This window comes from Sphingomonas faeni (assembly GCF_023195535.1).
Classification (GTDB): domain Bacteria; phylum Pseudomonadota; class Alphaproteobacteria; order Sphingomonadales; family Sphingomonadaceae; genus Sphingomonas; species Sphingomonas faeni_B.
Window position 1 is genome coordinate 867,213 of sequence record NZ_JALPNF010000001.1, and the last position, 25,801, is coordinate 893,013.

Consider the following 25,801-nt stretch of genomic DNA (forward strand, 5'->3'; position numbering starts at 1 on the left):
CGCAGGAAAACGCTAACGGGTGACGATTTCGCGGATCACGAAATGCGAGGCGAGTCGCGTCACGCCCGGCAATTGCGACAACGTCTCCCGGTGAATGCGCTCGAACGTCTCGCCGTCGCGGATCTCAACGTGGAGCATGTAATCCGCCTCGCCGCTCATCAGGAAGCATTGCACCACCTGCGGGCAGTCGACGATCTCCGCCTCGAACGCCGCCATCGTCTCCTTGCGCTGGTCGCGGAGGGTCACGTTGACGAGGACGATGCTCGGATCGCCGCGCGCCGCGCGCGACAAGACCGCGCGGTAGCCGACGATCGCGCCGCTTTCGCGCAGTTGCGCGACGCGGCGGTGCGCAGCGCTAGCCGACAGCCCGACCGCGTCGCCAAGTTCGGCGCTGGTCAGATCGGAATTGGTGGCGAGCAGGTCTAAAATCCTGCGCTCGATCGTGCTGCTCAAGATTATCCCACTTCGATGGCAATGGATGCAATTATCTTGCAGATGCGCTACCTGACCGCGACCAGTTTGCGAACCCTTCCCGTCCAAGCCGCGCTACAATCGCGCAAACGATAATGGAGTGGAATCAATGCGCGTCGGTGTCCCCAAGGAAATCAAGAATCACGAATATCGCGTCGGCCTGACCCCGCCATCGGTCGCCGAACTGGTTGCCGCCGGTCACGAAGTCGTCGTTGAGACGCAGGCCGGCTCGGGCATCGATTTCGAGGACCAGGATTATATCGACGCGGGCGCGACGATCCTGCCGACCGCGGCCGCGGTGTTCGCCGGTGCCGACATGATCGTGAAGGTCAAGGAGCCGCAGCCGAGCGAGATCGCGATGCTCGAGCCGCGCCATCTGCTGTTCACCTACCTACACCTCGCCGCGGACAAGCCGCAGGCCGAGGGGCTGATGAAGTCCGGCGCGACCTGCATCGCCTATGAGACCGTGACGGACAACCGCCGCGGGTTGCCGTTGCTGAAGCCGATGTCCGAGGTCGCAGGCCGCATGTCGGTACAGGTCGGCGCGCATTATCTCGAGAAGGAACAGGGCGGACGTGGCGTCCTGCTCGGCGGCGTTCCCGGTGTTGCCCCGGCCAAGGTCGCGATCCTCGGCGGCGGCGTGTCGGGCGTGAACGCGGCGCAGATGGCGGTCGGCATGCGCGCCGACGTGACGATCTACGACATCTCGAATGATCGTCTCGCCGAGCTCGACATGTTCTTCTCGAGCCAGATCAAGACGGCGTATGCGTCGAAGGCCGCGATCGCCGCGGCCGTGAAGAACGCGCATCTCGTGATCGGCGCGGTGCTGGTGCCGGGAGCCGCTGCGCCGAAGCTCGTTACCCGCGAGATGTTGAAGACGATGAAGCGCGGCTCGGTGCTGGTCGACATCGCGATCGACCAGGGCGGGTGCTTCGAGACGTCGCATGCCACGACGCATGAGGATCCGGTGTTCGAGGTCGATGGCGTGATCCACTACTGCGTCGCCAACATGCCCGGCGCGGTCGCGCGGACCTCGGCGTTCGCGCTCAACAACGCGACGCTGCCTTTCGCGCTGAAGCTCGCCAATCTGGGTGCCGAGGCGGCGATGAAGGCCGACCCGCACCTCGCCAACGGGCTGAACGTCTACAAGGGCAAGATCGCGTACAAGGCGGTCGCGGATGATCTAGGTTTACCTTACGAAGCATGGGCTGGCTGATCGGGAACGGATGCGGAACACGGGTGTTGGACAGGGGAAAGGAATTTCCAATGTCCGACACCCCGAACCCCAAGTCCGAACCGTTCTCGAACGCCGAGAAGGACCCGGACGACTGGACCACCGGCGACGAGAAGATGACCGGTGCGCAGGCAAGCTACCTCAAGACGCTGTCCGAGGAAGCGCATGAGGAATTCGACGAGACGCTGACCAAGGCGGATGCGTCGAAGAAGATCGACGAACTGCAGGCGAAGACGGGCCGGGGTCAGTAAGCCTTCATCCCGTCATCCCGACGCAAGCCAGGATGACGGGATTATTGGCGCGGCGTTTCAGCGTCCTGAGCAGCAAGCAATCGGTCGAGCAACGCCAGCCGAACTGCTATCTCACCGCGATACGAGATATCCGATGGGGTTAGCGCCAAAGCCTTCGCCCAATATGGCCGAGCCTTCACAAACTCCCCTGCTCGGACATACGCCAGCCCCAGAAAGAACGGCGGCGCAGGATGCTTCGGGGCTAGTCGCGTCGCCTGTTGAAACGCGAACAGCGCCGGCGGGGAAACTTGGTTCGCATCGTGCGCGGACAGCGCGTTAGCGAGCCCGGTCCATAACACCACGCTCTTCGGCGCGATCCGAATCCCGCCAAGCAATACCTGAACCGCCGCGCGGCGATCGCCGATCCGCGTCATCGCATCCGCCGCCACCAGATACGCTGCCGCTCCGGTGTACCGCTCCAGCATCTGATCGCGCAGCTCTAGCATCGCGCCATCGTCGGGCGTCGCTGCGAGACCGGTCGTGACCGGGTGCCCAACGAGGCCCGGCTGCCCCTGCAACGCGTACCCTGCCGCACCCAGCATCAACGCCGATGCGATCATCGTCCACAGCAGCCGATCGACCTTCAGCACTGCGAGCAGCGCAAACACGCCTGCACCGATCGCGGCAAGCCATACCCAGCCCATCAGCGCGTCCTTCGCCGGAAACTCGATCGCGCGATCCAGCCGCCGACGCCCAGCAGCAGGATCGGCGCGAGCCACAGCGGCCAGGTCAGCCCCGACAGCGGCGGATCATAGGTCACATAGTCGCCATAGCGCGCGATCAGCCAGTCGCGGATCGACGCAGGCTTCTCACCGCGCTCGATCCGTTCGCGGACCAGTGCACGCATGTCGGCGGCCATGTCGGCATCGCTGTCGGCGATCGACTGGCCTTGGCAGACGAGGCAGCGCAGCGTCTCCATGAGCGCGCGCGCGGACGCTTCCTTCGCGGGGTCGGCGAGCTGCACGTTTGCGTAGTGCGCGGGCGGCGTAACGGGTTGGGTAACGGCTGGCGTGGGTAACAGCATAGCCAATACCACCCCCGTCATCCCGGGCTTGTTCCGGGATCCACCGTTCCGCAAACTCATCCGCCTATGATCAAGGTCAACGGTGGGTGCCGGAACGAGCCCGGCATGACGGAGGAGAGCGAACCTCATCGCGCGTCCTTCACGGCCTGCACGATCTCCGCCACATTCTCCGGCCGGATATCGCCGATGATCTGCTTCACGACGATCCCGCGGCCGTCGATCACGAAGGTCTCGGGCACGCCCGACGAGCCGAGCGCCAGTTGCACCTGACTGGCCCGATCGCTGCCGATCCGCTCGTAAGGATCGCCGTTACGGCGGAGGAAGCCGGCGATCGCCGGCGCGGTGTCGCGGATCGCGATCGCGTCGATCGGTATGCCCATCGCCCTCAGCCGCATCAGTTGCGGCGCCTCGGCGATGCACGGAATGCACCAGCTCGCGAACACGTTGAGCAACCGCGGCTTGCCCTGTCGGAACGATGCGCTGCTCAAGCCCGGCTTGCCGGGGACCATTGCCGGCAGTGCGAAATCCGGGAGCGGCTTGCCGACCATCGCCGACCGTACCACCTTCTCGGCAGGCCGGAACAGCCCGCTCGCCACCACCGCGAACAGCAGCGCGAAGATCGCCAGCGGCGCCCAGAGTGCGAAACGCTTCATGCCCACTGATTCCGCATCGTCGTCCGCCGCTCGCGCCGCACCCGGCCGAGCAGCGACAGCATCCCGCCAAGCGCGACCAGCACGCCGCCAAACCAGATCAGCGTCACGAACGGCTTCCACCAGAGCCGAAGCTGCCACCGCCCCTGCCCGTCCGGTTGCCCGAGCACGGTGTAGAGCTGGCCATCGAGCACAGTCAGGATCGCGGACTCGTTGGTGCTGGTAGGCGGATTGGCGAAGAAACGAAGCTGCGGGCGGAGAATGCGCTCGCTTGCGCCCCGCGTTGCGGTCAGCCGGGCTTCCAAAGCCGACCAGTTCTGGCCGATCACCGGCGATATGCCGTCGAGCGTAACGGTGTACGGGCCGACTCGCGCCGGCTCGCCCGTCCGCACCGCGACCAGCGTTTCCTGGGTGAAGGCCCTGTCCGACGCCATCCCCGCCAAGCTCACCGCGATGCCGAGATGTGCGATCACCATGCCGTAGGTGAAGAGTGGCGTGCGCCTAAGGTTGCGCTTCCGCAACGGCGCGACGCTCGCGACGGCGAGCCCTGCGGCAAGCGAAAGCCCGGCCCAGGGCAGCACGCCCGGCCAGACGAACAGCAACGCGATCGCCGCGGCTAGCGTCGCGCCAATCGGCAGGATCACGCGGCGCAGCACCGCCTTTGCGTCGTCACGCCGCCAGCGCAGCAACGGCCCGACCGCCATCACCGCGACCAGCAGCAACGCGATCGGTCCCGCGGCCTTGTTGAAGAACGGTGGACCGACCGACAGCTGCACGTCGAAGCTCGCCGCGACGATCGGGTAGAGCGTGCCGATCAGGACGATGCCGAGGATCACCGAGAGCAGCAGGTTGTTGGCGACCAGCCCGCCTTCGCGACTGACCGGATCGAAGGTCGTGCCAGCCCGCACCGTGCCGATCCGCGCGGCGAACAGGGCAAGCGCGCCGCCGATGTATATAGCGAGAAGTGCCAGGATGAACGCGCCCCGCTCCGGATCGACCGCGAACGCGTGGACGCTCGTCAGGATGCCCGAGCGGACCAGGAACGTGCCGATCATCGACATCGAGAACGCGACCACCGCGAGCATGATCGTCCACGCGCGCAGGCCGTCTCGCGTCGCGAGAACGGTAACCGAATGCAGCAGCGCGGTCGCGGCGAGCCACGGCATCAGCGAGGCGTTCTCGACTGGGTCCCAGAACCACCAGCCGCCCCAGCCGAGCTCGTAATACGCCCAGTAGCTGCCTGCGGTGATGCCGAGCGTCAGGAATATCCAGGCGATCAGCACCCATGGCCGCATTGCCTTCGCGAACGCCGGTCCCACGTCGCGGGTGACGAGCGCACCGACGGCAAACGAGAAGGCGACCGAGAGGCCGACATACCCCGTGTAGAGCGTCGGCGGATGGAACGCCAAGCCGGGGTCCTGCAGCAGTGGGTTGAGCCCGAGGCCGTCGGGCGCTGAAGGATTGAGCCGCGCGAACGGGTTCGAGGAGAACAGCAGGAACGCGTAGAAGCCGAGCGCGATCGTCGCCTGGGCGCCGAGCGTCGCGGTCAGCGTGCGTTCGGGCAGCGAGCGTTCGAAGATCGCGACCGCCCCGCCGGCCAGCCCCAGGATCGTCACCCAGAGCAGCATCGAGCCTTCGTGATTCCCCCATGCGCCTGCGAACTTGTAAAGCCACGGCTTGGCGGAATGGCTGTTCTCGACGACCAGCTTCACCGACATGTCGGAGTCGAGGAACAGCTCGATCAGGAGCGCCATCGCCAGCAGCGCAAGCAGCCCCTGGACGATCGCCACAGGTCGTACGGCCGCCGCCACGTCGTCACGATCGCGTGCGATGCCGATCGCCGCCATCACCAGCTGCAACGCCGCCAGCGCGCCCGCGAACCAGAGCGCGGCGAGGCCTGCTTCGGCGATCACTGCTTGGCGTCCGGTTCGAGTGTCTTGGTTTCGTGCATCTTGCCGGCCATTTCGGGTGGCATGTATTTCTCGTCATGCTTGGCGAGCAGGTTCGAGGCGACGAAGCTGCCGTTCGGCTGGAACTGGCCTTCGGCAACGACCCCTGATTTCTCGCGGAACAGGTCCGGGACGATGCCGGCGAACACGACCGGCGTGGTTGCCTGCCCGTCGGTGACGACGAAATGGACGGTGATGCCGTCCGCAGCGCGCTTCACCGAACCGCCCTCGACCATCCCGCCAAGCCGAACCGCGCGACCGAGCGGCAGGCCGTCTCGGCGCACGTCGGAGGGCGCGTAGAAGAACGCGGCCTGGTCCTTGAGGGCCGACATCGCGAGCAGGCCCGCAACGACGACCGCGCCGAGCGCCAGCAGCGCAAGCGTCAGGCGTTGATGCTTGGCCTTCACTTCTCGGCCTTCCGCATCTCGAGGTAGCTCAGCAGCGCGAGGATCGCACCGCCACCGAGCGTCACGACATAGGCGGCAGTCACGAACGGCCAGGGGTTCATGCTCTAGCCATCCTGCGCATGCGGGCTTCGGTCTTCGCAACGGCGAGCATCGTCCGCATCCGCATCAGCACGATCCCCGCGAACACGAAGGTGAAGCCGGCCAGCATGATCGGCAGCGGCCACAGGATCGAGCCGTCGATGCTCGACTTGGTCAGCCCGATGCTGGGGCCCTGGTGGAGCGTGTTCCACCACACCACCGAATAGCGGATGATCGGCAGCAGCACCGATCCAGCGATCCCGTACAGCGCCGGCACCCGCCCATCGCCGCCCCGATCCGCATCGGCCTTCGCCAGCGCCATGTAGCCGAGATAGACGAAGAACAGCAGTAGCATCGAGGTCAGCCGGCCGTCCCATTGCCACCACGTCCCCCAGGTCGGCCGCCCCCAGATCGAGCCGGTCATAAGGCAAAGCGCGGCGAACACCGCACCCGGCAGCGCGATCGCGCGTGCGGCGACGCTGGCGAGCGGGTGGCGCCAGACGAGGAACATGATGCTGGAGATCGCGATCCCGCTCCACCCGCCCATGCCCAGCCAGGCGGCGGGGACGTGGATGTAGAGGATGCGGACCGTCTCGCCCTGAAGGTAATCGGGCGGGGTCTGGGTCAGGCCTGCCCAGCAGCCGAGCGCGATGAACGCGACGCCGAGCCAGAAAAGCAACGAAGTCAACGGCTTGGCGATCTGCAGGAAGCGCGCGGGGTTTGCGAAGGCGTGTAAGGTGGCCACTGGGTGTAGCCTTATTGGCTTAATGCGCCGACGTCACGCGAGAGTTAGAGCCCCTCGCTTCTCGGGAGAGGGGCGCGCTTCTCCCCGTACGCCGTCATCCTGACGAAAGTCAGGATCCAGAGCCGCTGAGGGCAACGCTTCGTTACTCTGGATCCTGACTTTCGTCAGGATGACGGGAGTAATTAGCGCACCCTCAGCACGAGCAACAGTCTTCTGGACTTACCTGCCGATCAGGCGCTTGGCGATCGAGTCCGCGACGTCCGACGATGGCTCGCCGGAGCGGTCGCTTTCGTCCCAGACCTGGGTCAGGCGCCCGGGGATACGGGCGATCCGTGCCTTCACCTCGGCTTCGTCGCCGTGACCAAGATATTCGAGACCGACGTTGATGATCCCGCCCGCATTGATCACATAATCCGGCGCGTACAGGATGCCGCGAGCATGCAGGCGCGCGCCGTCTTCGCGGACGCTCAGCTGGTTGTTCGCACCGCCTGCAACGACCTTCGCCTTCAAGGCCGCGATCGACATCTCGGTCAGGATCGCACCGAGCGCGTTCGGGCTGAAGATATCCGCCTCGGTCGTCAGGATCGCCTCGGCCGCCACCGCGGTCGCGCCGAGCTCACCGGCCAGCTTCTGCGCACGGCCCTCGTCGACATCCGCTAGCGTCAGCACCGCGCCGTCCTTGGCGAGCAACCGCGCGAGCCCGCCGCCGACCGACCCGACGCCCTGGATCGCAACGCGCACGCCCTTCATGTCGGTCGCGCCGAGGCCGCGCTGTGCCGCCGCCTTCACGCCGAGATAGATGCCGAGCGCGGTGTACGGTCCGGGATCGCCGCCGGCAGCGCCGCTCGCGACCGGCAGGCCGGAGACGTAGCGCGTCTGCGTAGCGATTACCTTCATCCGCTCTTCGGACATGCCGACGTCTTCCGCCGTCACGTAACGACCACCGAGCGAATCGACCGCGCGGCCGAACGCCTCGAGCTGCGCCGTCGTGATGACATCGCCGGGCTTGGCCGCGAGGACCACGCCCTTGCCGCCGCCGAGTTCGAGCCCGGCCATCGCGTTCTTGAAGCTCATGCCGCGCGACAGGCGCAGCGCGTCGGTCACCGCGCGACCGTTATCGGCATAATGCCAGAAGCGCGTACCACCAGCTGCCGGTCCCAGCTTGGTGGAGTGCAGCGCAATTACCGCGCGCAGGCCCGATTCGGGATCGGTGAAGGCATGAACGCCCTCGTGGTCGTCGAAATCGGGAAGGTCCCAAACCGCTGTCATCGCCGGCTCCTGAGGAGAATAAAATTACCGGGAGGCGAAATATTATTTTCTTGCCGGTTTTACCAGCCCAAAGCGCCCGGATACGGGGGCTCGTCAAAAATATCAGCGCCCGGATACGGGGGCTCGTCAAAAATATCGAAAAAATGGGGCGACCGACGGGACTTGAACCCGCAACATCCGGCATCACAAGCCGACGCTCTAACCAATTGAACTACGACCGCCGCGTAGGCATCGCCCCCTAGCGGGGGTCGCCGCCCTGCGTCAACCGTCGACTTGCCCAAAAGACGTCAAAAACGTCCTTCGATGGCGAGCCGATAGCCGTTCGGCCCGCGCACGAAGCCCGACTGTTCGAGCTTCTGGACGGCCAGCGGGTCGGACGGGCGAAGCGACAGTTCGGCGCGGTAGGTGCCTGCGCCTTCGATCCTGAGCGCGATGCTCTCGGTCCCCGCCTGGCTCGCCAATGGCAGCAGCAAGGCGGTGCCGTCGCACCGTGCGGTGCCGCTCACCGACTGCGGTAGCGTGATGCCTGCGACATCGCCCGCCAAGGTTGCGCGGACCCGACCCTCGGCCGCTTCGCACTGACCGTCGCGAAAGCGGACCGACACGTCGTCGAGATCGAGCGCGGAGACGGGCACGGGCGCGAACAATCGACCGGTCGCGACGGTGGCGGTCATGTGGTCGACGCCGAAGCCGTGGCGACTGACGCTCGCCGATCCTCGGAGAGGTTTGGCGGATACCGATTCGGGACCGGCGAAGACGATCGTCGCGCGACCGACCAGCAACGGCAGGGGCGACAGCCGTGCGTGCAGATTACCGAGCGCGAGATCCCCAAACCGTGCGTCGGTCAGGGTCGCGCCCCAGATCGTGCCTGACACGCGCCGCGCGACCAGCCCCTCGTCGCCGACGCCGACCCAGCCGAGCACCGCACGCATCGGCAGGAAGACGACCAGCGCGATCAGCAGCATGCCGCCGAACAGCGCCGCAGGACCGGTCCGCAGTCGAATCCGCCTCATGCCGCACGCGCCTTCAACGTGAGTGCGACACCGACAGTCTTGTCGCCCTTGTCGGTCATGGTCACCGCATCGACGAGGATGCCAAGCCGTTCGAGCCGCGCGAGCCATGCGGTAAGCGTAGCGGGCCGCGCCGACGGGATACCGACACGGACGCGCTCCGCACCGTCCTGATCGAGCGACGCGAGCGCGAAACCGGCCTGATCGGCCTCGGCACGCACCACGTCGGCAAGTGCCCCGGTCAGCGGCGTCGCGCGCGTCCGCTGGATATCGCGCAACGTGGCGACCTGCGCGCGGGTCTCGCCCAGTCGCGTGACGGCATCGGCGTGGCGTTCGCGGGCGCTCGATAGACCATCGCCGACCGGACGGATGATCACCGCCCACAGCACCGTCAGCACCGCGAGCGCGGCCATCACGAGGAGCAGGCGCCGCTCCCTGAGCGACCGTCCCTCGAACCATGTCTTCAGGCCGGTCATTGTCCGCTCCCCGGGCTGCCTGAACTTGGACTGATCGTGAATTCGCCCGTCACGCGACCCGCGGCGGCCTGGAACACGCCGGCGCGGACGGCGAAGCCTGCCGCCTCCAGCGCGCGCTTGAGATCAGTGGCCAACGCCTCGCGCTCGACCGCTACCGACAGTCGCAGATCGCCGTTCGCCTGGAAATCGAGCCCGGTAACTTCGGTGCCGGGCGTGGCGCGTACCGCCGCGAACGCCGCCGCGGTCGTATTGGTGAATCCGAGCCCCGGCCCGCGCACGCGCGACAGCCGCTCGTCAAGCTGCCGGGCGGCGTCGACCACCGTCTCGCCGCGCGGCAATCCGGCGACCGCCGCCGTGTTCGCCTCCGCCTCCAGCGCATCCGCGCCAAAACTGTATTTGGCGATGCGGACGAGCGAGATGGCGAGCGTCACCGCGAGGATCGTCAGCGACAACAATGCTAGCCGGCGGATCAGCCGCCAGTCGATCGCGAACCGGCGGCGCCGCGCGAACGGGCCCTGGCGGAGGTCGAGCGTGGGCGATGCGGCGGCGGCAACGATCGCCGCCTCCAACGTGTCGCGGTCGATCGTCGCCGGCGCGCTGCCGCCGGTCACGAGCTCGGTCAGCCGCGCCTCGTCCGCAAACCCGCTGGACGTACCGCGCACCACGCCGCTGCCGGCAAGCTCAGCGCGCGCATACCCCTCTTCGGGTCGCGGCAGGAGCATCGGCGCGGGGATGACGGCGACCGGGTCGACGCCTGCCTCGGCGAGCATCCGCAACCAGTCGCGCATAGTCGCGGCCCCGACGACGCCGATCGGACGGTCGCTTGCGCCCTCGTCCCCGACCGCGACATGAAGTTCCACGAGCGGCGATGCGCTCGCCTCGGCCGCCAGTATCCGCGCGGCGGCGGTCGCCTGGGCCGGCGAGCGCGAGGGCAATTCCGCCCAATGCAGCGTCACCGCATCGGCCGGCGCCACCGCGATCGTCTCGTCGTCGATCGCTTCGGGAATGCCTTCCCCCTCCCCGACCACCCGCGCGTCCACGACGCGCATCCAGCGATATCCGGTCTCGCCGGCGGGAAGGAACAATAGCGTCGTCATGATGGCTCGCCCCATTGCCGCGATACGAGCTGCGCGGGAACCCTGTTCGCATCGATCAGCGCACGTTCCTGCATTTGCGTTGTCCCGAGCGTCACGTCGATATCGAGCGTGAACCATTTCGAGACGACCGTGGCTTCCGCGCCCGGCGCGATCGTCGACGCCCCGAGCAGCGACAGGCTCGTCTGCATCTGACCGATCTCGGCATAGCCCTGCACAGGCCGCCGCAGCAGCGCCTGCTGCGCGTTGCCTATCGACAGCGTATCGGGATACATCATCGCCAGCAGCACCGCCTGTTCGGGCAACAGCGTATTGACGTTGATCGGCGATGGTTTCGCGATCGGCAGCGTGCAGATCCAGGGCCGCAGCCTGGCGTAGATGTCCGGCGTCATGCCGAGCACCGCCCTGAGTTCGCTCGGGTCGGTCATCAGCGTACCGGCCGTACGATACGGCGTCTCGCGGCCGAGATAGGCGCCGTCCTCCGCCCCCATCTGCTGCTGATCCTGATCGGTGTCGATCCAGTCCGCCGTACCCGCGGCGACCTGTTCGGCGACCTGTACCGGCACGTCGAGGAGCCGCATCAGGCGGACGAACTGCGGGCGAACCTCGCGTTGCGTCATATAGACGCCCGGTTCGGTCATCCGAACCAGGCTGTTGAGGTTGAAGCAGTTCGCACCGTCCCGCACGCGCGCGGTCGCGAAGCCGCCGGGTACCGGCAGACCGAACGGCGTGTTGCTCCATCCGCCGGCCAACGTCACGCGCGTCGGGCTCTGTCCAAGCAGGTTGGAGATGCGGGTGAGCGCCATCGTCTCGGCGGCCAGCGCATAGGCGCGCGCCTGCTCGCCGGTCGCGGCATTCCCCGCCAACCGGGTCGACAGCCGCAGCTTTTCGAGCGCGGCGCCCGCCATCACGGCGATGATCGCGACCAGCATCAGCACGGTCAGCAACGCCGCCCCCCGCTCCGGCCCCCGCTTTGCGCCATGCGATTGCACCGGATCAGTTTCGCGCACCGGACGCCCCCTGTTCCGAGGCGGGCGTTGCCGGAGAACTAGCCTCGCCGGCGTCGGCTGGCATAGGCGTGTAGCCGGTGCCGACCAGGAACATCTGGCGAAACTGCGTCCCGTCGTCGCGTTGGACACGCAATTCCATCGCATCGGGCAAGGGCACACCGCCTACCCCGTCCCAGCGATCGCTCCAGGCGCCGGCGATCCGGTAGCGAAGCCCGACCTGGCGAACGCGTGTCAGCAGCGCGGCCGGAGGCAGAGGCTGGGCGCCATCGATCATCGGATAGGCGATCCGCTGCAAAACGCCGGCATCGACGCGGTAGGCGACCTTCTGCAGGTTGGACCGGGCGGTACCGTCGATATTGCTCCAGCCGGCGCGCACGAGGCGGAGGATCGGCGTTACCCCCGATCCGCTTTCGCCGACGAACGCCGGTATGCGCGTTCCTGCTTCGTCGCGCGTTACGCGATTCGAGGCCTGGGCGAGATCCGCGGACAGGATCGACATCGTCCGGGTCAGCGCGCTGATGTCGTCGAGCTTGGCGCCGGTCGAGCTCTGCGCCCTCACGCTGAACGACAGGATGGCGACACCGGCTGCGGCGATCATCCCGAAGATCATCAGCGAGACCATGACTTCGATCAGCGTAAAGCCCGCCTCGCCTGGCCTCCGATAGACGGTCATGTCGCCGACCGCGGCGCAGGGCGGACCATCGTCAGGCGGCCCAGTTGGGTGCCGGTACGGTCGGCGACCACCACGTCGATCCGCAGCACGCGCGAGCCGCCGAGCGCACTGACCTGCCGGGTCCAGGTCCAGGCTTGGCCGCCGTTCGTCTCGACACCCGTGACGCGGCCCGCGGTCGGCGGTTGCGCGTCGGTTACCGCCTCGATCGCGACGTTGCGGGCGACCATCTGCGCAACGAGGGTTTCGTCGAGGATCGAGGCACCCCGGATCGTCGCGCTTTCCAGACGCACGAGCGCCATCGCCGCGAGGCTGAAGACGGCCAGCGCGACCATGATTTCGATAAGCGTGAAGCCGCGCTCAGCCCGCATCGGCGCGCACGCTGCCGTCGGCGTCGATGTGGACGGTGGCCGCAACCCCGCCGCGATCGAGCCGGATTTCCGCCGGGCGATCGACCAGTCCGGTCGGGTCGAAGGTTACGCGCATACGACCGCTGGCGTCGCCGATGCTGGCCCTGGTGCCGTCGTTCCAGCGTTCGACGCGCATCGGTTTCTCGGCGATTGGGGTCCAGCCCCCCGCCAGCCGCTGATCGAAGCCATAACCGCCACCGGTGATCCAGACGCTGACCGGACGCGCGTCGACGATCGCCGAATCATGCGCGGCGCGGGTGCGCAGGGCGAAGCGCGTCGCCTCATCGAGCACGCGGCCGCGCGGGTCCGGCATGACGAGCACGGCCACGGCCGATGCGAGGCCGATGATCGTGACGACGACCATCAGCTCGACCAATGTGAAGCCGAGTTCGGCGGAACGCCTCACAGGCGTAAAACCGGCTTCGCGCTTACTGCCAGCTGCCGATATCGGCATCGATCCCCTCGCCGCCTTCCTTGCCGTCGGCCCCGAAGGTCCAGACGTCGGCCTCGCCGTGCGTGCCGGGTGACGCGTAGAGATACGGGCGACCCCATGGATCGTTGGGCAGCTTCTTGAGATACCCGCCACGCTGATAGCGCGAGGGATCTGTCAGGCCGGCAGGTGCGGTGACGAGCGCGTTCAGACCTTGCGAGGTGTTGGGGAAGGTCATGTTCTGGAGCTTGTAGAGTTCAAGGCCGCCCTCGATCTGGGCGATGTCGGCCTTGGCCTTCTGGATCCGCGCGGTGTCACCCGACGGCAGCACGTTGAGCGCGACGATCGTCGCGAGCAGGCCGATGATGACGATCACCACCATGAGCTCGACGAGAGTAAAGCCTGCCTCGCGGCGCTTCTTTTTGTCTTCTGGACGCATGTACGACCTCATTGTCCGGCCAGCGTGTTGAGCTGGAGGATCGGGAGCAGGATGGATAGCACGATCGTCGCGACGATGCCGCCCATCACGACGATGATCAGCGGTTCGAGCAGCGACAATGCGGTGGCGGTGAAGCGGTCGAACTCGCGTTCGAGATAGTCGGCGGCGCGCTCCAGCATCTCGTCGAGACGACCGGCGGCTTCGCCAGATGCTGCGAGATAGGTCAGCAGCGGGGGGAACACCCCTGCGCGGCGCATCGCGGCGGACAAGCTGCCTCCGCCGCGGATCGCCTCGACGATCTGATCGGAGGCGAGGCGCAGGCGGCGATTGTGGATCGTGCTGGCGGTGAGGTTGAGGCCGTCGAGCAGCGGCAGGCGGCTCGCGACCATCGTCCCTAGCGTACGCGCCATCCGCGCGGCGTGGAGGTCGCGGAGCAGCCTGCCGAGCAGCGGAATGCGCAGCAGCCAGCCATCGAAGGCAAGGCGGATCGACGGATCCTTGAGCGCCCGCCACCCGATCAGGCCGCCGCCGACGACGATCAGCAGCATCACCCACCAATAGCCGACGAGGAACGCCGAGAACGCCATCACCATCCGCGTCAGCAACGGCAATTGCTGGCCGACCGTATCGAACTGCTCGACCACCTGGGGGACCACGAACATCATCAGCGCGGTGACGACACCGAAGGCGACGAGCGCCAGAATCGCGGGATACGCTAGCGCGGTGATGAGTTTGCCGCGGATTTCCGCCTGGCGTTCGAGAAGGGCAGCGAGGCGGTCGAGGATCGTCGGCAGCGAACCCGAGCTTTCGCCCGCCGACACCATCGCGCGGTAAAGCGGCGGGAAGCTCTTCGGCTCGCGCGCCATCGCGTCGGCGAGCCTACGGCCTTCGACGACACCCGCGTGGACATGCTGGACGATCGCGCGGACGCTGTCCTGCTCGGTCTGGCGGGTGATCGTGCGGAGCGATTCCTCCAGCGGTGAGACCCGGTTCAGTGTGGCGAGCTGGCGCGTGAAGAGAGTCAGGTTCTTACCCGACATCTTCGGCGTGCCGAACTGCAGCCCGAAGAGCGGGCGGCCCTTGGTTGCCTGTGGCGGGGCACCGGGGACGATCTTGACGACGTAGAGCTTCCGCGCATCGAGCTTGGCGCGCGCGACGTCGATGTCCGCCGCGGCGATGTGGCCGCGCCGTTCGGCGCCCTTGGTATCGATCACTAGATAGTCGAAGTCCGCCATCATCCTCCCCTGCAGAGGTAGGGGGACCGCCGCGTAGCGGTGGTGGAGGGGGCGTGCCGCGAACATTCCGGTTGTGGTGATCGAGCGTGCGGTAGCGTGGCGATGTACGGCTGGCGGTGCTGGTGCGGTGAACCCCCTCCACCAGCTGCGCTGGTCCCCCTCCCCGTTCCGGGGAGGAATTGTTGCCCCCTACGCAACTGCTACGTCCTCGACGATCTCGGTCGTGTCGCGGCGGGATACTCGGACGGCTTCTTCGGCGGTGGTTTGCCCGATCAGGACCAGGTCGCGCGCCGACTGAGCCAAGTTCGGAGATTTCGCGAACGCGTGCGCGGTGATCTCCGATTCGTGGCCGTCGGTGTTGATCAGGCGGCGGATGGTGTCGTCGATACGGACCGCCTCGAACACGCCGATCCGGCCCTTGTAGCCGGTCTGGTTGCAGTCTTCGCAGCCTTGCGCGACGTAGACTAGCGCGTCCGGCGCGATCCCGAGCAACGGCGCGACGGTATCCGACGCGGGCACGGCCTTGCGGCACGTCGGGCACAGCCGTCGCACGAGCCGTTGGGCGATCACCGCGCGCAGAGTCGAGGCGAGCAGGAAGCTCTCGACCTTCATGTCGCGCATGCGGGTGATCGCGCCGATCGCGTCGTTGGTGTGGACGGTCGACAGCACGAGATGCCCGGTGAGCGACGCCTGCACCGCGATCTCGGCGGTCTCGCGGTCGCGGATTTCGCCGACCATCACGACATCGGGATCCTGGCGGAGGATCGCGCGCAGGCCCGCGGCGAAGGTAAGGCCGACCTTCGGGTTGACCTGCGTCTGGCCGACGCCGTCGACGGCATACTCGACCGGGTCCTCGACCGTCAGGATGTTGCGGCTGCCGTCGTTAAGCAAACGGAGCGCGGCGTAGAGCGAGGTGGTCTTGCCCGAGCCGGTCGGGCCGGTGACGAGGATGATGCCGTTGGGCTCGCTAAGCGCCTCGTTCAGCAGCGCGAACAATGCGGGCGGCAGTCCCAGCGCTTCCAGGTCGATGCCGGCATTCTCCTTGTCGAGAATACGCAGCACGACCCGTTCGCCGGCGCGGCTCGGCAGAGTCGAGACGCGGACGTCGAGGAGCTTGCCGCCCAGTGTCAGCCCCATGCGGCCATCCTGCGGCACGCGGCGCTCGGCGATGTCGAGGCGGGCCATCACCTTGATGCGGCTGACGACGACCGGCGCGACGTTGGGCGGCATCCGCAGCGTCTCGCGCAGCACGCCGTCGATCCGCATGCGGACGACGAGGCCGGTCTCGTACGGTTCGATGTGGATATCCGACACGCCGTTGCGCGCGGCGTCGGCGATGATGCCGTTGATCAGCCGGATCGCGGGCGCGTCGTCGGCGGTGTCGAGCAGATCCTCCGCGGTCGGCATGTCGCCGGCGAGCAGGTCAAGTTCGTCGCCCATGCCGACCGCGGCGAGAGCGTTGGCCTGGCCGTCCATCGCGTAGACGTTGGAGAGGAGGCGGTCGAAGGCGATCTGTTCGACGAAGGTCACGTCGAACGGGCGGGCCAGATAGCGGCGCAGTTCGAGCAGGACCTTCGGGTCGGCGCCGGCGCGCATGGCGATCGTGAGGTGCGAGTCGGTATCGGTGTGGTCGACGACGACGCCGAACTTGCGGGCGAAGGCGTAAGGGATGGTTATCTGGGGGAGGTCGGTCGATGATAACGCTTCACTGCTCCCCTCCCGCGTGCGGGAGGGTTCGGGGGAGGGCACGGCATATCCCTCGATCGCTTCGTCCGTGAGTAAGGCAGCCCCTCCCCCGCCCCCTCCCGCAAGCGGGAGGGGAGTAGCGGCGTCGATCTCATGGCCTTCGCGGATGATCATTTCTTCGGCCGGACGACCATCGTCGAGGTCCGCACGGGGACCGCGATGCGGGGGTCTTCGATGCTGCCGGGGGTCGGGCCGGACGGGATCGGCGGCGCGGCGCCCATGTAATCGCGGACGAGCTGGTCGATCGACGGCTCGGCGCCCGGTTCCTGCAAGCCCTGTTGCAGGCGGACATAGCCGTAGCGCTGTTCGGTCAGCTTGCGGCTGTCCTCCGCGGTGCGCAGGATCGTCGGGCGGATGAAGATCATCAGGTTGGTCTTCGACCGCTGTTTCGCCTTCGAGGTGAACAGATGGCCGAGGACGGGGATGTCGCCGAGCAGCGGGATCTTCTCGATCGTGCGGCGCTCATTGTCGTCGAGCAGGCCGCTGATCACTGCGATCTGGCCATCGTCGACGGTGCGGACGGTCTCGACCTCGCGCTTATTGAGGATCAGGTCGCTGTTGTCGCTCGACACTGGCCCTGCGATCGAGCTGACTTCCAGGCGCAGGTTGAGCTTCACCGTGCCCGACGAGTTCACCTGTGGCCGTACGGTCAGCTCGATACCGACATTCTGGCGTTGCGTGGTGCGGAAGGCGTTGTCGAAATTGGTGCTGAGCGCCTGCCCCGTGGTGATCGGGATCTCCTGCCCGACGAGGCTGTGCGCCTCCTGATTGTCGAGCGTGACGAGATGCGGGACCTGGAGCAGGTTCGAGGTCGTGTCGCTCTTCACCGCGTTGATGATCGCGCCGAAGAACGTGCTGCCGATCTTCCCGCCGAATCCGCCAAAACCGCCGGTCGCCGCGAGGATCGAGCTGATCGCCGACTGTTGCAGCGTGTTCGCAGCGTCGCTGGTGGTGTTGGTCGTCGTCGTGCTGCCGTCGGTGTTGACCGTCGTGGTGCTCGACGTGTTGAGCTGGGTCGCGCCGATCGCGCCGGCGATCTGCAGGATGTTGGGTGCGGAGTTGGAGAAGGTCGACGCGCCGAACGCGCCGCCGCTGGGATCGCCAACGATGAACTGCGCGCCGAGCGTGCGGGCGGTCGAATCCGACACTTCGGCGACGATCGCCTCGACCAGCACCTGTTCGCGGCGGGTGTCGAGCTGGCGGACGACGTCATTGAGCTGGCGCTGGATCTCGGCGGGGGCGGCGATGACGATCGCGTTGGCGCCGGCGAAGCGCGTCACGACCGCGGCGGTCTTGCCGCCGGCCGCGGTGATCGCGGGCTGACCCGAGCCGCCGCCCCCGCCGCTCGGCGATGGCCCCGACTGCTGGATCTGCGGCTGCGACATGTTCGACTGGCCGCCCGACGCCCCGTTGGTGCTGCTAGATCCGAAGTTCGAGCGCGACAGGGCTGTCTGCACGGGCTGGGTCGGGGTCTGGCCGACGAGTTCCTGCAACACCGGCAGCAACTGCTCGGCATCGGCATTTTCGAGGAAGACGACCCTGATCTCGGTGCCGTTGCGCGCCTTCTGATCGAGGTCGGCGGCGACCTGTGCGAGGCGGGCGACGGTGGTCGGGTCGCCGCGGAGCGCGACCGCGTTCGAGCCTTCGACGGCGACAACCGAGGCGCTAGGGCCGGTCGCGGCTGCTCCGCCCTGCCCGCCCCCGGTGCCCGCGCCGATCAGGCCCTGGAGCGCGGTGGCGAGTTCCTTGGCGCTGGCGTTTTTGAGCGCGACGACACGCGTCGACGAGGTGTCGGTGTCGATCCGGCGGAGGACTTCGCGGATGCGGCGGATGTTGTCGGCGAAATCGACGACGACTAGGCTGTTGCCGCCGCGGTTGGCGCTGACCGAGCCTTGCGCGCTGACGAGCGGGCGGACCGTCTCCACCGCGGACTGCGCGTCGATCGCACGGAGGCGGACGATCTCGGTGACGTAGCTGTTGCGCGCCGCCCCCGCGACGCCGATCCGGCTCGGCTGCGAAGCGGCGTTGTCGAGCGGCTGGACCCGGAACGCGCCGTTCGAGGTCGGCACCGCGACAAGGCCGTTGGCGCGCAGGGTCGAAAGGAAGACCTCGAAATATTCGGAGCGCGACAGCGGCCGATCGGTGACGACGGTCACCTTCCCCGCGACGCGGTTGTCGATGATGAAGGTCCGCCCGGTCACCTTGGCGGCATCGGCGATGAACGCGCGGATATCGGCGTCGCGGACGTTGAGCGTGGTTTGTGCGTGGACGCCTGCCGCCAGCGCGAGCGCAACGACCGGACCGAGGATCAGTTTTTTCATTGGGGAGACGCAATCGTGATGGCGAGCGACAGAGTGTCCTGTCCGCGTTCTACAGTGATGGGGACGTTGCCGCCGCCCGCGAAATCCTTGGTGATCCGGTCCAGATCGCCGGGACCCGTGACCGGCCGCCCACCGATCGACGTGACGACGTCGCCGTCTTTCAGTCCGGCAGCACGAAACACGGCACCCGAACCCTGTGATCGAAGCGTCAACCCACTGATCCGACCGCCGTCGATCCTCGGGATGAACCCGATCTCGGTACGCAATTTCGCAATCGGGATGCCAGCCGCGTCGGAGGCCGGGGCCGCCGTCGTAGCGCCTGGTACGACTGGCGTTACCGCAGCGGACTGATCGAGAAACAGATCCTCGTCGGCACCACCGCGGTCGATCGTGACATGATCGAACGCGACCGCCTTCAGACGTACCCCGGGCTGGATCTCGTCGCCGATCCCAACGCTTTGCTGAACGCCATCAGGGCCCGCAATGATCGCGGAACTCCGCCCCATCGCCTCGTCCAGACGCGTACCGAAGAGCGTGAGTTGAAGCGACGTAACCGTCGTCGGCGCGCCACCTGACGCATCGGAGCGAAAGAACGGGTCGAAATCGCGCAGGATATCGGCAGGCGATCCGACGACCATCGGCACCGCCGGTCGCCAGTCGCCAAGCGGCGTGATCGGCGTCACCACCGTCCAGGCCAGCCGCGCGCACTGCACCGCCAGCCCGGCCAGCAGCGCGAGTTCGACGACACTATAGACATTCACGACGGGCATACGCCGCAAGATACGGCGCGCTCGCGCGTCCAGCTTCAATCGCATGCGCGACCCACCCCAATTTCCCGCATCTCGTCGCGTAGGCATGCCATGTTACAATTCCGCGTCAATGCCTTGCGCCGTGTTCATGTGCAATCTGATACAGCCCGCCCCGGAATGAAGGACGGGGTAGCGCATCGCCTCGACGATGGGCAGATCACGCGGATGTTCGAGCATCTCTCCTCCAGCGGCTCCGGCCTGCCCCCCGAACCGGTCATCGCGCGGCTGTCCGTCCCCGGCGTGCAGCGGGTGCCTAGCGCGAAGCTCGACCTGTTCGTGCGCAAGGACTTCCTGCCGCCAGAGCTGTGTGCGGCGCTGATCGAGCGGATCGATGCGGTGCGGCGACCATCGACGATCTCCGATTCGAACGGCGATGCGAGCTATCGGACGAGCGAGACGGGTGACCTGTCGGCAGAGGATCCCGCGGTGGTCGAGGTCGAGCGTCGGATCCTGGCGCTGACCGGGCTCGACCCGGCGCATGGCGAACCGTTGCAGGGGCAACGCTATGCGGTCGGGCAGGAGTTCAAGGGCCACACCGATTATTTCGAGCCGAGCGGCATCGATTACCAGCGCTATTGCGGAGTCGCGGGAAATCGGACGTGGACCGTGATGGTCTATCTCAACCAGCCCGAAGCCGGCGGCGCGACGCGGTTCAAGGCGATCGACAAGATCGTCCAGCCGGAGACGGGCAAGCTGCTCGCGTGGAACAACCGGCGTGCGGACGGAAGCCTGAATGCGGCGACGCTGCATCACGGGATGAAGGTGCGCGCAGGGGTCAAATATGTGATCACGAAATGGTTTCGGGAGAAGGAGTGGCGGTGAGGCGTGGTGCTTCGATCCTCCCCCGCCAGCGGGAGGTGGCTGGCGCTTGCCAGACGGAGGGGGCGGAAAGGGTAACCCCTGTTTCGTGTCCTCCCCCTCCGTCGCTTCGCGCCACCTCCCCCTGGCGGGGGAGGATTTGCAAACGTTCGGTCCCGAACGCCCTTAGAACTGGACGCTCGCTCCCAGCGTGAACACACGGCCCAGCTTGTAGCGGTTGATGTCGACTTCGTTGCCGTTCGAGAAGGTCTGGTACTCGCGGTAACCGGTGCCGGTCAGGTTGCGGGCCTCGAACTTCACCTCGATCTGCTTGCCCGCCACTGCGATGCCCTGGCGCGCGACGACGTCGAAGCGGATGCCGGGCTTCTCGATCAGGTCGGGCAGGCGAACGCCGCCGCCGCCGCCGACCGGGCCGCGGTTCGTCACGCGGTCGCTGGCGTAGTTGAACAGGAACGTCAGCTGCGACAGGCTGGCCTTGTCCTCGATCCCGAGTTGCAGATTGACGAGGTGATCCGACTGGCCGGTCAGCGCCGCGCCGTCCTGGAACAGAACGTTGGCGGGACGCAGGCTGGCGGTCGTGCCGTTGGACTGGATCGGGCTGGCGATCAGCTCGTTGCCGATCTTCAACGCCGAATGCGTGTAGGTGTAGTTGGCGATCGCGACGAGGCGGCGGGTCGCGAAGAAATCGCCGCCTACGCCGTCGAGCGGGATATATTTCTGAAGCTCGACCTCGCCGCCGTACAGGTCCGCGCGCGGTGCGTTGGCGAAGCCGGTCTGGAGCGTGTCGCTACCGGCCGGGAAGAACGCGACCGCCTCGATCGGGTTGTCGATGCGCTTGTAGAAGCCTGCCAGATTGAACTTCTGGTCGCGCGCGAAATACCATTCGTAGCGCAGTTCGCCATTATATAGCTGCGAGTCGGTCAGGAACGGGTTGCCGAAGAACAGGCGATCGCTCTCGAAATCCTGGTAGAGCTGGGGTGCGAGTTCGCGGAACTGCGGCCGCGCCAGCGTCTTCGACATATGCCCGCGAAGCTGCATGTCGGACGCGAAATTCCACGTCACCGTGACGGCGGGAAGCCAATAGGACCGCGCGAGGTTGGTCTGCGCGAACGAGACGCCGACGCCACCGCCCGGCAGCACCGTCTCCAGTGCGTCCTCGTAGCGGATGCCGACATTGGCGCGCAGGCCGTCGGTGATCTCGCCCTCGACCTGGGCATAGGCACCGTGGATCCGCAGCGACGCATCATAGGTCGGCGCGCAGGTCGGTGCGACGCAGGTGTTCGCGAGGCCGATGCCATAGGTCTGGAGGTTGAAGTCCGACAGCAGGAAGTCGGGCCGCTGCTGTGCGACCGCATCGGTCAGCGCCACGTTGCCCGCGGTCTGGTAGCGGAAAGTGTAGCGGCTCGAGGTGCGATCGGTGTCGCTATAGGCATAGCCGACCGACAGCGCGAACGGGCGGTCGAATGGCACGTTCCAGGTGAGGTTGGCCTGTCCCGACCACAAGGTCTCGTCGAGTTCGCTGAACGCGACCGTCGCGCTCTGCAAGCCGCTGAGGTTGTTCGTGTAGTCGCCGACGTTCTCGTTATATTGATAGGTGAACTGGCGCTCGTAGGGCGAGTTGCGCTCGGTCTTGGCATAGCTGCCGCGGGTATCGAGCGCGAAATCGCCGAACTTGAACTCGCCGACCAGCTGCGTGTCCATCAACTGGCGTTCGAACCAGCTGGTGTTCTGGACGATGAACGGCTGGATGCCGGCGACATCGCCGATGTTCGAGGTCGAGCCGGTGCTGAGGCGCCCCTGCTTCAGCGTGTCGTGAATGTAGAGGTTGGTCCAGCGGATCTTGTTCTCGCCGAACTCCGCGCCGAAGCCGAGCAAGCCGTTGACGATCGAACGGTTGTCGGTCAGCACCGTGCGGAAATCGCGCGTGAGGATGCCGCCGACGTCGTCGGTCGACTGCTGGATCGTGTCGCGCGTCCGCCACGTGTTGCTGATCCCGGCCGCGGCGATCACGCCGACCCGGGTGCTGCCGATATCGGCCGAGGTGCCGAAGCTGGTCTCGCCCGACAGATTGGCGGGGATCTGGTTGTTCTGTTGCAGCAAGCTCGTCTTGGCGTTCGACAGCGCGGTGATCTGCGCGCCGGTCAGCGACGTACCGTCTGCGCCCGCCGTCTTGATGAAGCCGGGAACCTTGCGCTCGCCGCTGTCGAAACCGGTCCAGTCGTGCTTGCCGCCATCATAGACATAGCCGAGCTCGCTGGTCGTGACGGTGTCCGCGCCGACCGAGCCGCCGAACTGGAAGAACGTCTTTTCGGGGACGGCCTTGGTCGTCAGGTTGATGACGCCGCCGCCGAATTCACCCGAGTAATTGACCGAATAGCTCTTCTGGACGACCGCCGATGCGATCACGTTGGTCGGGAAGATGTCGAGCGGGACGACGCGACGAAGCGGCTCCGGCGACGGCAGCGGCGAGCCGTTGAGCAGCGACGACGAGTAGCGATCGCCGAGACCGCGGACATAGACCAGCCCGTTGCCGACCACCGACAGGCCGGTCACGCGCTGCAGGGCGCCGGCGATATCGCCTTCGCCGGTCCGCGCGATATCGGCGGACGATAGCACGTTGACGACCGCGGCGGTGGCACGCACCGCATTGGGGACGTTGCGACCGACGACGACGATGTCCTCACCGCTCCCGCTGCCGCCGGGCGTCGAGATTTCGACCTGCTCCTGCTGCTGCGCGGCTGCCGCGGCGGGATCCGTACGATCCTCCACCGGCGTGCCCGCCTGTGGCGATACGACACTCCCTGCTGGAGCGCTTTGCGCGAACGACTGCGCCGGGACGAGCGTCGTCGTCGCGAGCAGGACGGAGACGAGAACGGATGACTTCATGGCTGCCCCGGCAACAAGAGGAATTCGGTAGGTAAAAGGCTGCGCGGCGGGCCCCCGCCCACCGCGCAGCCTCAGGCTTGCGTCGGTGTCAGCTGGTCGGCAGCGCGGTGCAGGCGGTGCTGGTCGTACCGAAGCTCGCGCGGTTCGAGTTGCAGGTCCAACCACGGTACCAGGTGTCGGTGCTGCCGTTGACCGCGCCGACATAGCTCGTGTTCACGAAGAACGAGCTGCCCGACGGGTTGAGCGTCGCCGCGTTGAACGCGGTGGTCGTGGTCGACACGCCGGCCGGCAGGAACGTGCCCGTGACGGCCGAACCGACGGCCGCGCTCTCGGTGTTGTTGGTGCCGGCACGGAACAGCGCCTGCTGCTCTTCGGTCGTCACGGTGACGCCGTTGACGGTGGTCGTCGCATACGGCGTCAGGCAGCTGAACACGACCGAGTTGAACACCGGCGGGCCCTTGTCTTCCAGCGTCGTGCTGGCGGGACGGATGGTCGTCTTGCCGCCTGCATCGGCGCCGGCGATGACGTTCAGGCACGCGCTGCTCGGATTGCTGACGATGCCGTTGACGAAGGTCGCATCGGCACCACCGCGCAGACGGATCGCCGCGTTGGTCGCGGTCGAGGTCTGGATGAAGGTGAAGTTGGCGAGGTTGTAAGCCTGGCGCGGCACGGCATCTTCCGAACCGTTCGAGTCGATCTCGGTCGAGTAGTTGTCGGTCTGCGTGTTGTTCGGCTTCTGGATCGCTAGCACGAACTGCACGAAACCCTGCCAGCCGACATCGGTATCCAAGCCGTCATCGTCCGAACCGGTCAGCGCCAGATAGCGCAGGTTGCTGCGGCCGCCGAAGATCTCGATGCCGTCGTCCGAGCTGTTGTGGATCTGGATGTGATCGAGCACGGTCGCAGAGCCGGTGCCGCCGAGCGTCAGGCCCTGAAGCTCGTTGTTCGGGCTGATGACGGTGCCAGAATACCGGATCTGGACGTAACGGATGGTGCCGCTGTTGTCGGTCGGGATGGCGCCACCGTACAATGCGGTGCTGGTGCCCTCGACGACGTTCTCGCAGGCTGCGTTACCGCCGGGGACGGTGGTGTTGCAGTTCGAGATCGGCGCGCGACCCGCCAGGATGATGCCACCCCACAGGCCCTGCGATTCGTCGGTGACGCCGCCGGTCAGGTTAGCCTGTGCGGTGAAGATGATCGGCTGCGTCTCGGTGCCCTCGGCGATCAGCTTCGAGCCGCGGTTGACGACCATATAGTCGTTGTCCGCGTTGGTGGTGTTCGCATAGACCAGCGAGCCGGCCGCGATCGTCAGCGTGGTGGGGATGCCCGTCGGCGCGGTGCCGGCGCCACCGATGTCGACACCGACATCGACGCGGCCGTTGATCTCGTAGGCGACGCCCGCGACCTTCGGCAGGCTGAGCGCGGAGGTGATCAGCGACGGTAGGCGGCACGAACGGTAATTGCCGAGCACACCGACGTCGGTAGTGCCGGTCGGGCACGACGTGGCGGGCGTACCCGGGGTCGGCGTCGGCGAAGGGGTCGGGCTCGGCGTCGGCGTACCCGGAACGACGATCACGCCCTCACCCGGCGAGGCGACACTGTCGGCGCCATCGCAGGCCGAGAGTGCGAGGCAGGCGGTGCCGGCCAGCAGAACGAGACTCGTGCGCTTGAAGATGGTCATTCGAGAGACTCCCGGTCGAAATCGTTGATCTGATGGATCGACTCAGGCTCCCCCCTGCCGACCTCGATTAGGCGACTATGCGGGGCGCGTGACGTTACGATGCGATTTGCGTGACGCTTGCATGACTGGGATATGACCGTTCGATGACAGTGCGCCCGGCGACGGGTTGAAATCGGCGCGCACGAACACATCTCTTCCGATCCGGCGCGCGATGATTTACAGGCGCAGCCAGAGTCACCGCCGGCGCATCCCTGCGACCGTGCGGCCAGACCATCATTACAGGATATCTCGACGACAATGGCCTCTTTCAAGGACCCCAGTTTCCAGGACCGCACGAGCAGCGCAGCCGCCGCCAAGCAGAAGGCGCTCGAAGCGCTGAAGGCGAAGCCGCCGATCGACGAAGCCGTCGTCGCCGAGCGCCTTGCCGCGCGCGAAGCCAAGGAGCTCGCCGAGCGCGAGAAGCGCGCCGCCAAGCGTGCGGCCGAGGACGAGGCAAAGGCTGCGAAGAAGGCCGAGGCCGAGATCGCGGCCGCAAAGAAGCGCGAGGCCGAGGCCAAGGTCGAGCTGACCGATGCCGAGAAGAAGGCCATTCGCGACGCGAAATACGCCGCGCGAAAGAACAAGAAGAAGTAAGTCGCGTGCGCGGAT

26 protein-coding genes and 1 tRNA gene are annotated in these 25,801 nt (G+C 66.7%); 4 read left to right on the forward strand and 23 right to left on the reverse strand.

All coding sequences use genetic code 11. From position 1 onward, the window contains the following. Positions 1–12: 12 nt before the first annotated feature. Positions 13–453: an Lrp/AsnC family transcriptional regulator gene (locus tag SPHN_RS03575; RefSeq protein WP_248521175.1), complete on the reverse strand. Its 441-nt coding sequence runs from the start codon at positions 451–453 to the stop codon at positions 13–15. A gap of 127 nt (positions 454–580) precedes the next feature. Here SPHN_RS03575 and ald point away from each other — a divergent pair, with 127 nt between their 5' ends. Next, a complete protein-coding gene (gene ald / locus SPHN_RS03580; protein ID WP_060524450.1) occupies positions 581–1,687 on the forward strand; it encodes an alanine dehydrogenase in 1,107 nt (368 codons plus the stop codon). Positions 1,688–1,737: 50 nt separating this feature from the next. Then, positions 1,738–1,956: a DUF3072 domain-containing protein gene (locus SPHN_RS03585; RefSeq protein WP_248521178.1), complete on the forward strand. Its 219-nt coding sequence runs from the start codon at positions 1,738–1,740 to the stop codon at positions 1,954–1,956. 41 nt (positions 1,957–1,997) lie between these two features. On the opposite strand, the gene SPHN_RS03590 is transcribed toward SPHN_RS03585, so the two are convergent. The 20 genes from SPHN_RS03590 to SPHN_RS03685 all read right to left on the reverse strand — a co-directional run bounded on the left by SPHN_RS03590 (position 1,998) and on the right by SPHN_RS03685 (position 19,728). After that, positions 1,998–2,639, reverse strand: a complete 642-nt coding sequence (locus tag SPHN_RS03590) for a tetratricopeptide repeat protein (protein ID WP_248521181.1) — start codon at positions 2,637–2,639, stop codon at positions 1,998–2,000. Next, positions 2,639–3,019, reverse strand: coding sequence for a cytochrome c-type biogenesis protein (locus SPHN_RS03595; protein ID WP_248521184.1), 381 nt, complete (start codon positions 3,017–3,019; stop codon positions 2,639–2,641). Before SPHN_RS03595 ends, SPHN_RS03590 begins: the two co-directional genes overlap by 1 nt. Before the next feature lie 125 nt (positions 3,020–3,144). Next, complete coding sequence (locus tag SPHN_RS03600; protein WP_248521186.1) at positions 3,145–3,672, reverse strand: DsbE family thiol:disulfide interchange protein; 528 nt, start codon at positions 3,670–3,672, stop codon at positions 3,145–3,147. After that, positions 3,669–5,582 (reverse strand): heme lyase CcmF/NrfE family subunit, encoded by a 1,914-nt coding sequence (locus tag SPHN_RS03605; RefSeq protein WP_248521188.1) that lies wholly within the window; start codon positions 5,580–5,582, stop codon positions 3,669–3,671. The genes SPHN_RS03600 and SPHN_RS03605 overlap by 4 nt, the downstream gene beginning before the upstream one ends. Beyond that, positions 5,579–6,025, reverse strand: coding sequence for a cytochrome c maturation protein CcmE (gene ccmE / locus SPHN_RS03610; RefSeq protein ID WP_248521190.1), 447 nt, complete (start codon positions 6,023–6,025; stop codon positions 5,579–5,581). Before ccmE ends, SPHN_RS03605 begins: the two co-directional genes overlap by 4 nt. A gap of 97 nt (positions 6,026–6,122) precedes the next feature. Then, the gene (gene ccmC, locus SPHN_RS03615; RefSeq protein WP_248521192.1) at positions 6,123–6,848 is read right to left on the reverse strand and encodes a heme ABC transporter permease CcmC; all 726 of its coding nucleotides are present in this window, start codon (positions 6,846–6,848) and stop codon (positions 6,123–6,125) included. A gap of 219 nt (positions 6,849–7,067) precedes the next feature. After that, complete coding sequence (locus tag SPHN_RS03620; protein ID WP_248521194.1) at positions 7,068–8,117, reverse strand: Leu/Phe/Val dehydrogenase; 1,050 nt, start codon at positions 8,115–8,117, stop codon at positions 7,068–7,070. Between the two features lie 144 nt (positions 8,118–8,261). Further along, a tRNA-His gene (locus SPHN_RS03625) sits at positions 8,262–8,338 on the reverse strand. A 66-nt stretch (positions 8,339–8,404) separates the two neighbouring features. Continuing rightward, on the reverse strand, positions 8,405–9,130 hold the full coding sequence (gene gspN / locus SPHN_RS03630) for a type II secretion system protein N (RefSeq protein ID WP_248521196.1): 726 nt from the start codon (positions 9,128–9,130) through the stop codon (positions 8,405–8,407). Continuing rightward, complete coding sequence (gspM, locus tag SPHN_RS03635; protein WP_248521198.1) at positions 9,127–9,603, reverse strand: type II secretion system protein GspM; 477 nt, start codon at positions 9,601–9,603, stop codon at positions 9,127–9,129. The genes gspN and gspM overlap by 4 nt, the downstream gene beginning before the upstream one ends. Further along, the gene (gene gspL / locus SPHN_RS03640) at positions 9,600–10,700 is read right to left on the reverse strand and encodes a type II secretion system protein GspL (protein ID WP_248521200.1); all 1,101 of its coding nucleotides are present in this window, start codon (positions 10,698–10,700) and stop codon (positions 9,600–9,602) included. The genes gspM and gspL overlap by 4 nt, the downstream gene beginning before the upstream one ends. Continuing rightward, positions 10,697–11,707: a type II secretion system minor pseudopilin GspK gene (gene gspK / locus SPHN_RS03645; RefSeq protein WP_349238454.1), complete on the reverse strand. Its 1,011-nt coding sequence runs from the start codon at positions 11,705–11,707 to the stop codon at positions 10,697–10,699. The genes gspL and gspK overlap by 4 nt, the downstream gene beginning before the upstream one ends. Then, positions 11,694–12,380, reverse strand: a complete 687-nt coding sequence (gene gspJ / locus SPHN_RS03650; protein WP_248521202.1) for a type II secretion system minor pseudopilin GspJ — start codon at positions 12,378–12,380, stop codon at positions 11,694–11,696. The genes gspK and gspJ overlap by 14 nt, the downstream gene beginning before the upstream one ends. Then, the gene (gspI, locus tag SPHN_RS03655) at positions 12,377–12,748 is read right to left on the reverse strand and encodes a type II secretion system minor pseudopilin GspI (RefSeq protein WP_187504215.1); all 372 of its coding nucleotides are present in this window, start codon (positions 12,746–12,748) and stop codon (positions 12,377–12,379) included. The genes gspJ and gspI overlap by 4 nt, the downstream gene beginning before the upstream one ends. Next, entirely contained in the window at positions 12,738–13,241 is a 504-nt protein-coding gene (locus SPHN_RS03660) for a GspH/FimT family pseudopilin (protein WP_187504214.1), read from the reverse strand. The genes gspI and SPHN_RS03660 overlap by 11 nt, the downstream gene beginning before the upstream one ends. Further along, positions 13,216–13,656 (reverse strand): type II secretion system major pseudopilin GspG, encoded by a 441-nt coding sequence (gene gspG, locus SPHN_RS03665; RefSeq protein WP_248521204.1) that lies wholly within the window; start codon positions 13,654–13,656, stop codon positions 13,216–13,218. Before gspG ends, SPHN_RS03660 begins: the two co-directional genes overlap by 26 nt. Positions 13,657–13,664: 8 nt before the next feature. After that, complete coding sequence (gspF, locus tag SPHN_RS03670; protein WP_248521206.1) at positions 13,665–14,891, reverse strand: type II secretion system inner membrane protein GspF; 1,227 nt, start codon at positions 14,889–14,891, stop codon at positions 13,665–13,667. A 189-nt stretch (positions 14,892–15,080) separates the two neighbouring features. Next, on the reverse strand, positions 15,081–16,751 hold the full coding sequence (locus SPHN_RS03675; RefSeq protein WP_432715040.1) for a GspE/PulE family protein: 1,671 nt from the start codon (positions 16,749–16,751) through the stop codon (positions 15,081–15,083). Next, positions 16,748–18,958 carry a type II secretion system secretin GspD gene (gene gspD / locus SPHN_RS03680; RefSeq protein ID WP_248521208.1) on the reverse strand — a complete coding sequence of 737 codons (2,211 nt, stop codon included), beginning with the start codon at positions 18,956–18,958 and terminating at the stop codon, positions 16,748–16,750. Before gspD ends, SPHN_RS03675 begins: the two co-directional genes overlap by 4 nt. Then, a complete protein-coding gene (locus tag SPHN_RS03685; protein WP_332795619.1) occupies positions 18,955–19,728 on the reverse strand; it encodes a type II secretion system protein N in 774 nt (257 codons plus the stop codon). Before SPHN_RS03685 ends, gspD begins: the two co-directional genes overlap by 4 nt. A gap of 204 nt (positions 19,729–19,932) precedes the next feature. On the opposite strand from SPHN_RS03685, the gene SPHN_RS03690 reads away from it, so the two are divergent. Beyond that, positions 19,933–20,589, forward strand: a complete 657-nt coding sequence (locus SPHN_RS03690; protein WP_248521489.1) for a prolyl hydroxylase family protein — start codon at positions 19,933–19,935, stop codon at positions 20,587–20,589. Positions 20,590–20,751: 162 nt separating this feature from the next. Here SPHN_RS03690 and SPHN_RS03695 read toward each other — a convergent pair whose 3' ends face one another. Both SPHN_RS03695 and SPHN_RS03700 read right to left on the reverse strand, forming a co-directional pair. Next, positions 20,752–23,472 carry a TonB-dependent receptor domain-containing protein gene (locus SPHN_RS03695; RefSeq protein WP_248521210.1) on the reverse strand — a complete coding sequence of 907 codons (2,721 nt, stop codon included), beginning with the start codon at positions 23,470–23,472 and terminating at the stop codon, positions 20,752–20,754. Positions 23,473–23,560: 88 nt separating this feature from the next. After that, positions 23,561–25,153 carry a hypothetical protein gene (locus tag SPHN_RS03700; RefSeq protein ID WP_248521211.1) on the reverse strand — a complete coding sequence of 531 codons (1,593 nt, stop codon included), beginning with the start codon at positions 25,151–25,153 and terminating at the stop codon, positions 23,561–23,563. A gap of 297 nt (positions 25,154–25,450) precedes the next feature. Between SPHN_RS03700 and SPHN_RS03705 the strand changes: the two genes are divergently transcribed. After that, positions 25,451–25,786, forward strand: coding sequence for a DUF6481 family protein (locus tag SPHN_RS03705; protein ID WP_248521212.1), 336 nt, complete (start codon positions 25,451–25,453; stop codon positions 25,784–25,786). Positions 25,787–25,801 lie beyond the last annotated feature (15 nt).

What these genes read in the sequence shown, in the direction of transcription:
- gspG (WP_248521204.1), bottom strand. Translation starts at nt 13,656, where the DNA reads ATGCGTCCAGAAGACAAAAAGAAGCGCCGCGAGGCAGGCTTTACTCTC.
- SPHN_RS03590 (WP_248521181.1), bottom strand. Translation starts at nt 2,639, where the DNA reads ATGGGCTGGGTATGGCTTGCCGCGATCGGTGCAGGCGTGTTTGCGCTG.
- SPHN_RS03595 (WP_248521184.1), bottom strand. Translation starts at nt 3,019, where the DNA reads ATGCTGTTACCCACGCCAGCCGTTACCCAACCCGTTACGCCGCCCGCG.
- gspN (WP_248521196.1), bottom strand. Translation starts at nt 9,130, where the DNA reads ATGAGGCGGATTCGACTGCGGACCGGTCCTGCGGCGCTGTTCGGCGGC.
- gspM (WP_248521198.1), bottom strand. Translation starts at nt 9,603, where the DNA reads ATGACCGGCCTGAAGACATGGTTCGAGGGACGGTCGCTCAGGGAGCGG.
- ald (WP_060524450.1), top strand. Translation starts at nt 581, where the DNA reads ATGCGCGTCGGTGTCCCCAAGGAAATCAAGAATCACGAATATCGCGTC.
- gspJ (WP_248521202.1), bottom strand. Translation starts at nt 12,380, where the DNA reads ATGACCGTCTATCGGAGGCCAGGCGAGGCGGGCTTTACGCTGATCGAA.
- gspF (WP_248521206.1), bottom strand. Translation starts at nt 14,891, where the DNA reads ATGGCGGACTTCGACTATCTAGTGATCGATACCAAGGGCGCCGAACGG.
- SPHN_RS03620 (WP_248521194.1), bottom strand. Translation starts at nt 8,117, where the DNA reads ATGACAGCGGTTTGGGACCTTCCCGATTTCGACGACCACGAGGGCGTT.
- SPHN_RS03600 (WP_248521186.1), bottom strand. Translation starts at nt 3,672, where the DNA reads ATGAAGCGTTTCGCACTCTGGGCGCCGCTGGCGATCTTCGCGCTGCTG.
- SPHN_RS03585 (WP_248521178.1), top strand. Translation starts at nt 1,738, where the DNA reads ATGTCCGACACCCCGAACCCCAAGTCCGAACCGTTCTCGAACGCCGAG.
- gspI (WP_187504215.1), bottom strand. Translation starts at nt 12,748, where the DNA reads ATGCGGGCTGAGCGCGGCTTCACGCTTATCGAAATCATGGTCGCGCTG.
- SPHN_RS03685 (WP_332795619.1), bottom strand. Translation starts at nt 19,728, where the DNA reads ATGCCCGTCGTGAATGTCTATAGTGTCGTCGAACTCGCGCTGCTGGCC.
- SPHN_RS03675 (WP_432715040.1), bottom strand. Translation starts at nt 16,751, where the DNA reads ATGATCATCCGCGAAGGCCATGAGATCGACGCCGCTACTCCCCTCCCG.
- SPHN_RS03695 (WP_248521210.1), bottom strand. Translation starts at nt 23,472, where the DNA reads ATGAAGTCATCCGTTCTCGTCTCCGTCCTGCTCGCGACGACGACGCTC.
- SPHN_RS03700 (WP_248521211.1), bottom strand. Translation starts at nt 25,153, where the DNA reads ATGACCATCTTCAAGCGCACGAGTCTCGTTCTGCTGGCCGGCACCGCC.
- gspD (WP_248521208.1), bottom strand. Translation starts at nt 18,958, where the DNA reads ATGAAAAAACTGATCCTCGGTCCGGTCGTTGCGCTCGCGCTGGCGGCA.
- gspL (WP_248521200.1), bottom strand. Translation starts at nt 10,700, where the DNA reads ATGACGACGCTATTGTTCCTTCCCGCCGGCGAGACCGGATATCGCTGG.
- SPHN_RS03705 (WP_248521212.1), top strand. Translation starts at nt 25,451, where the DNA reads ATGGCCTCTTTCAAGGACCCCAGTTTCCAGGACCGCACGAGCAGCGCA.
- SPHN_RS03690 (WP_248521489.1), top strand. Translation starts at nt 19,933, where the DNA reads ATGTTCGAGCATCTCTCCTCCAGCGGCTCCGGCCTGCCCCCCGAACCG.
- SPHN_RS03660 (WP_187504214.1), bottom strand. Translation starts at nt 13,241, where the DNA reads ATGCCGATATCGGCAGCTGGCAGTAAGCGCGAAGCCGGTTTTACGCCT.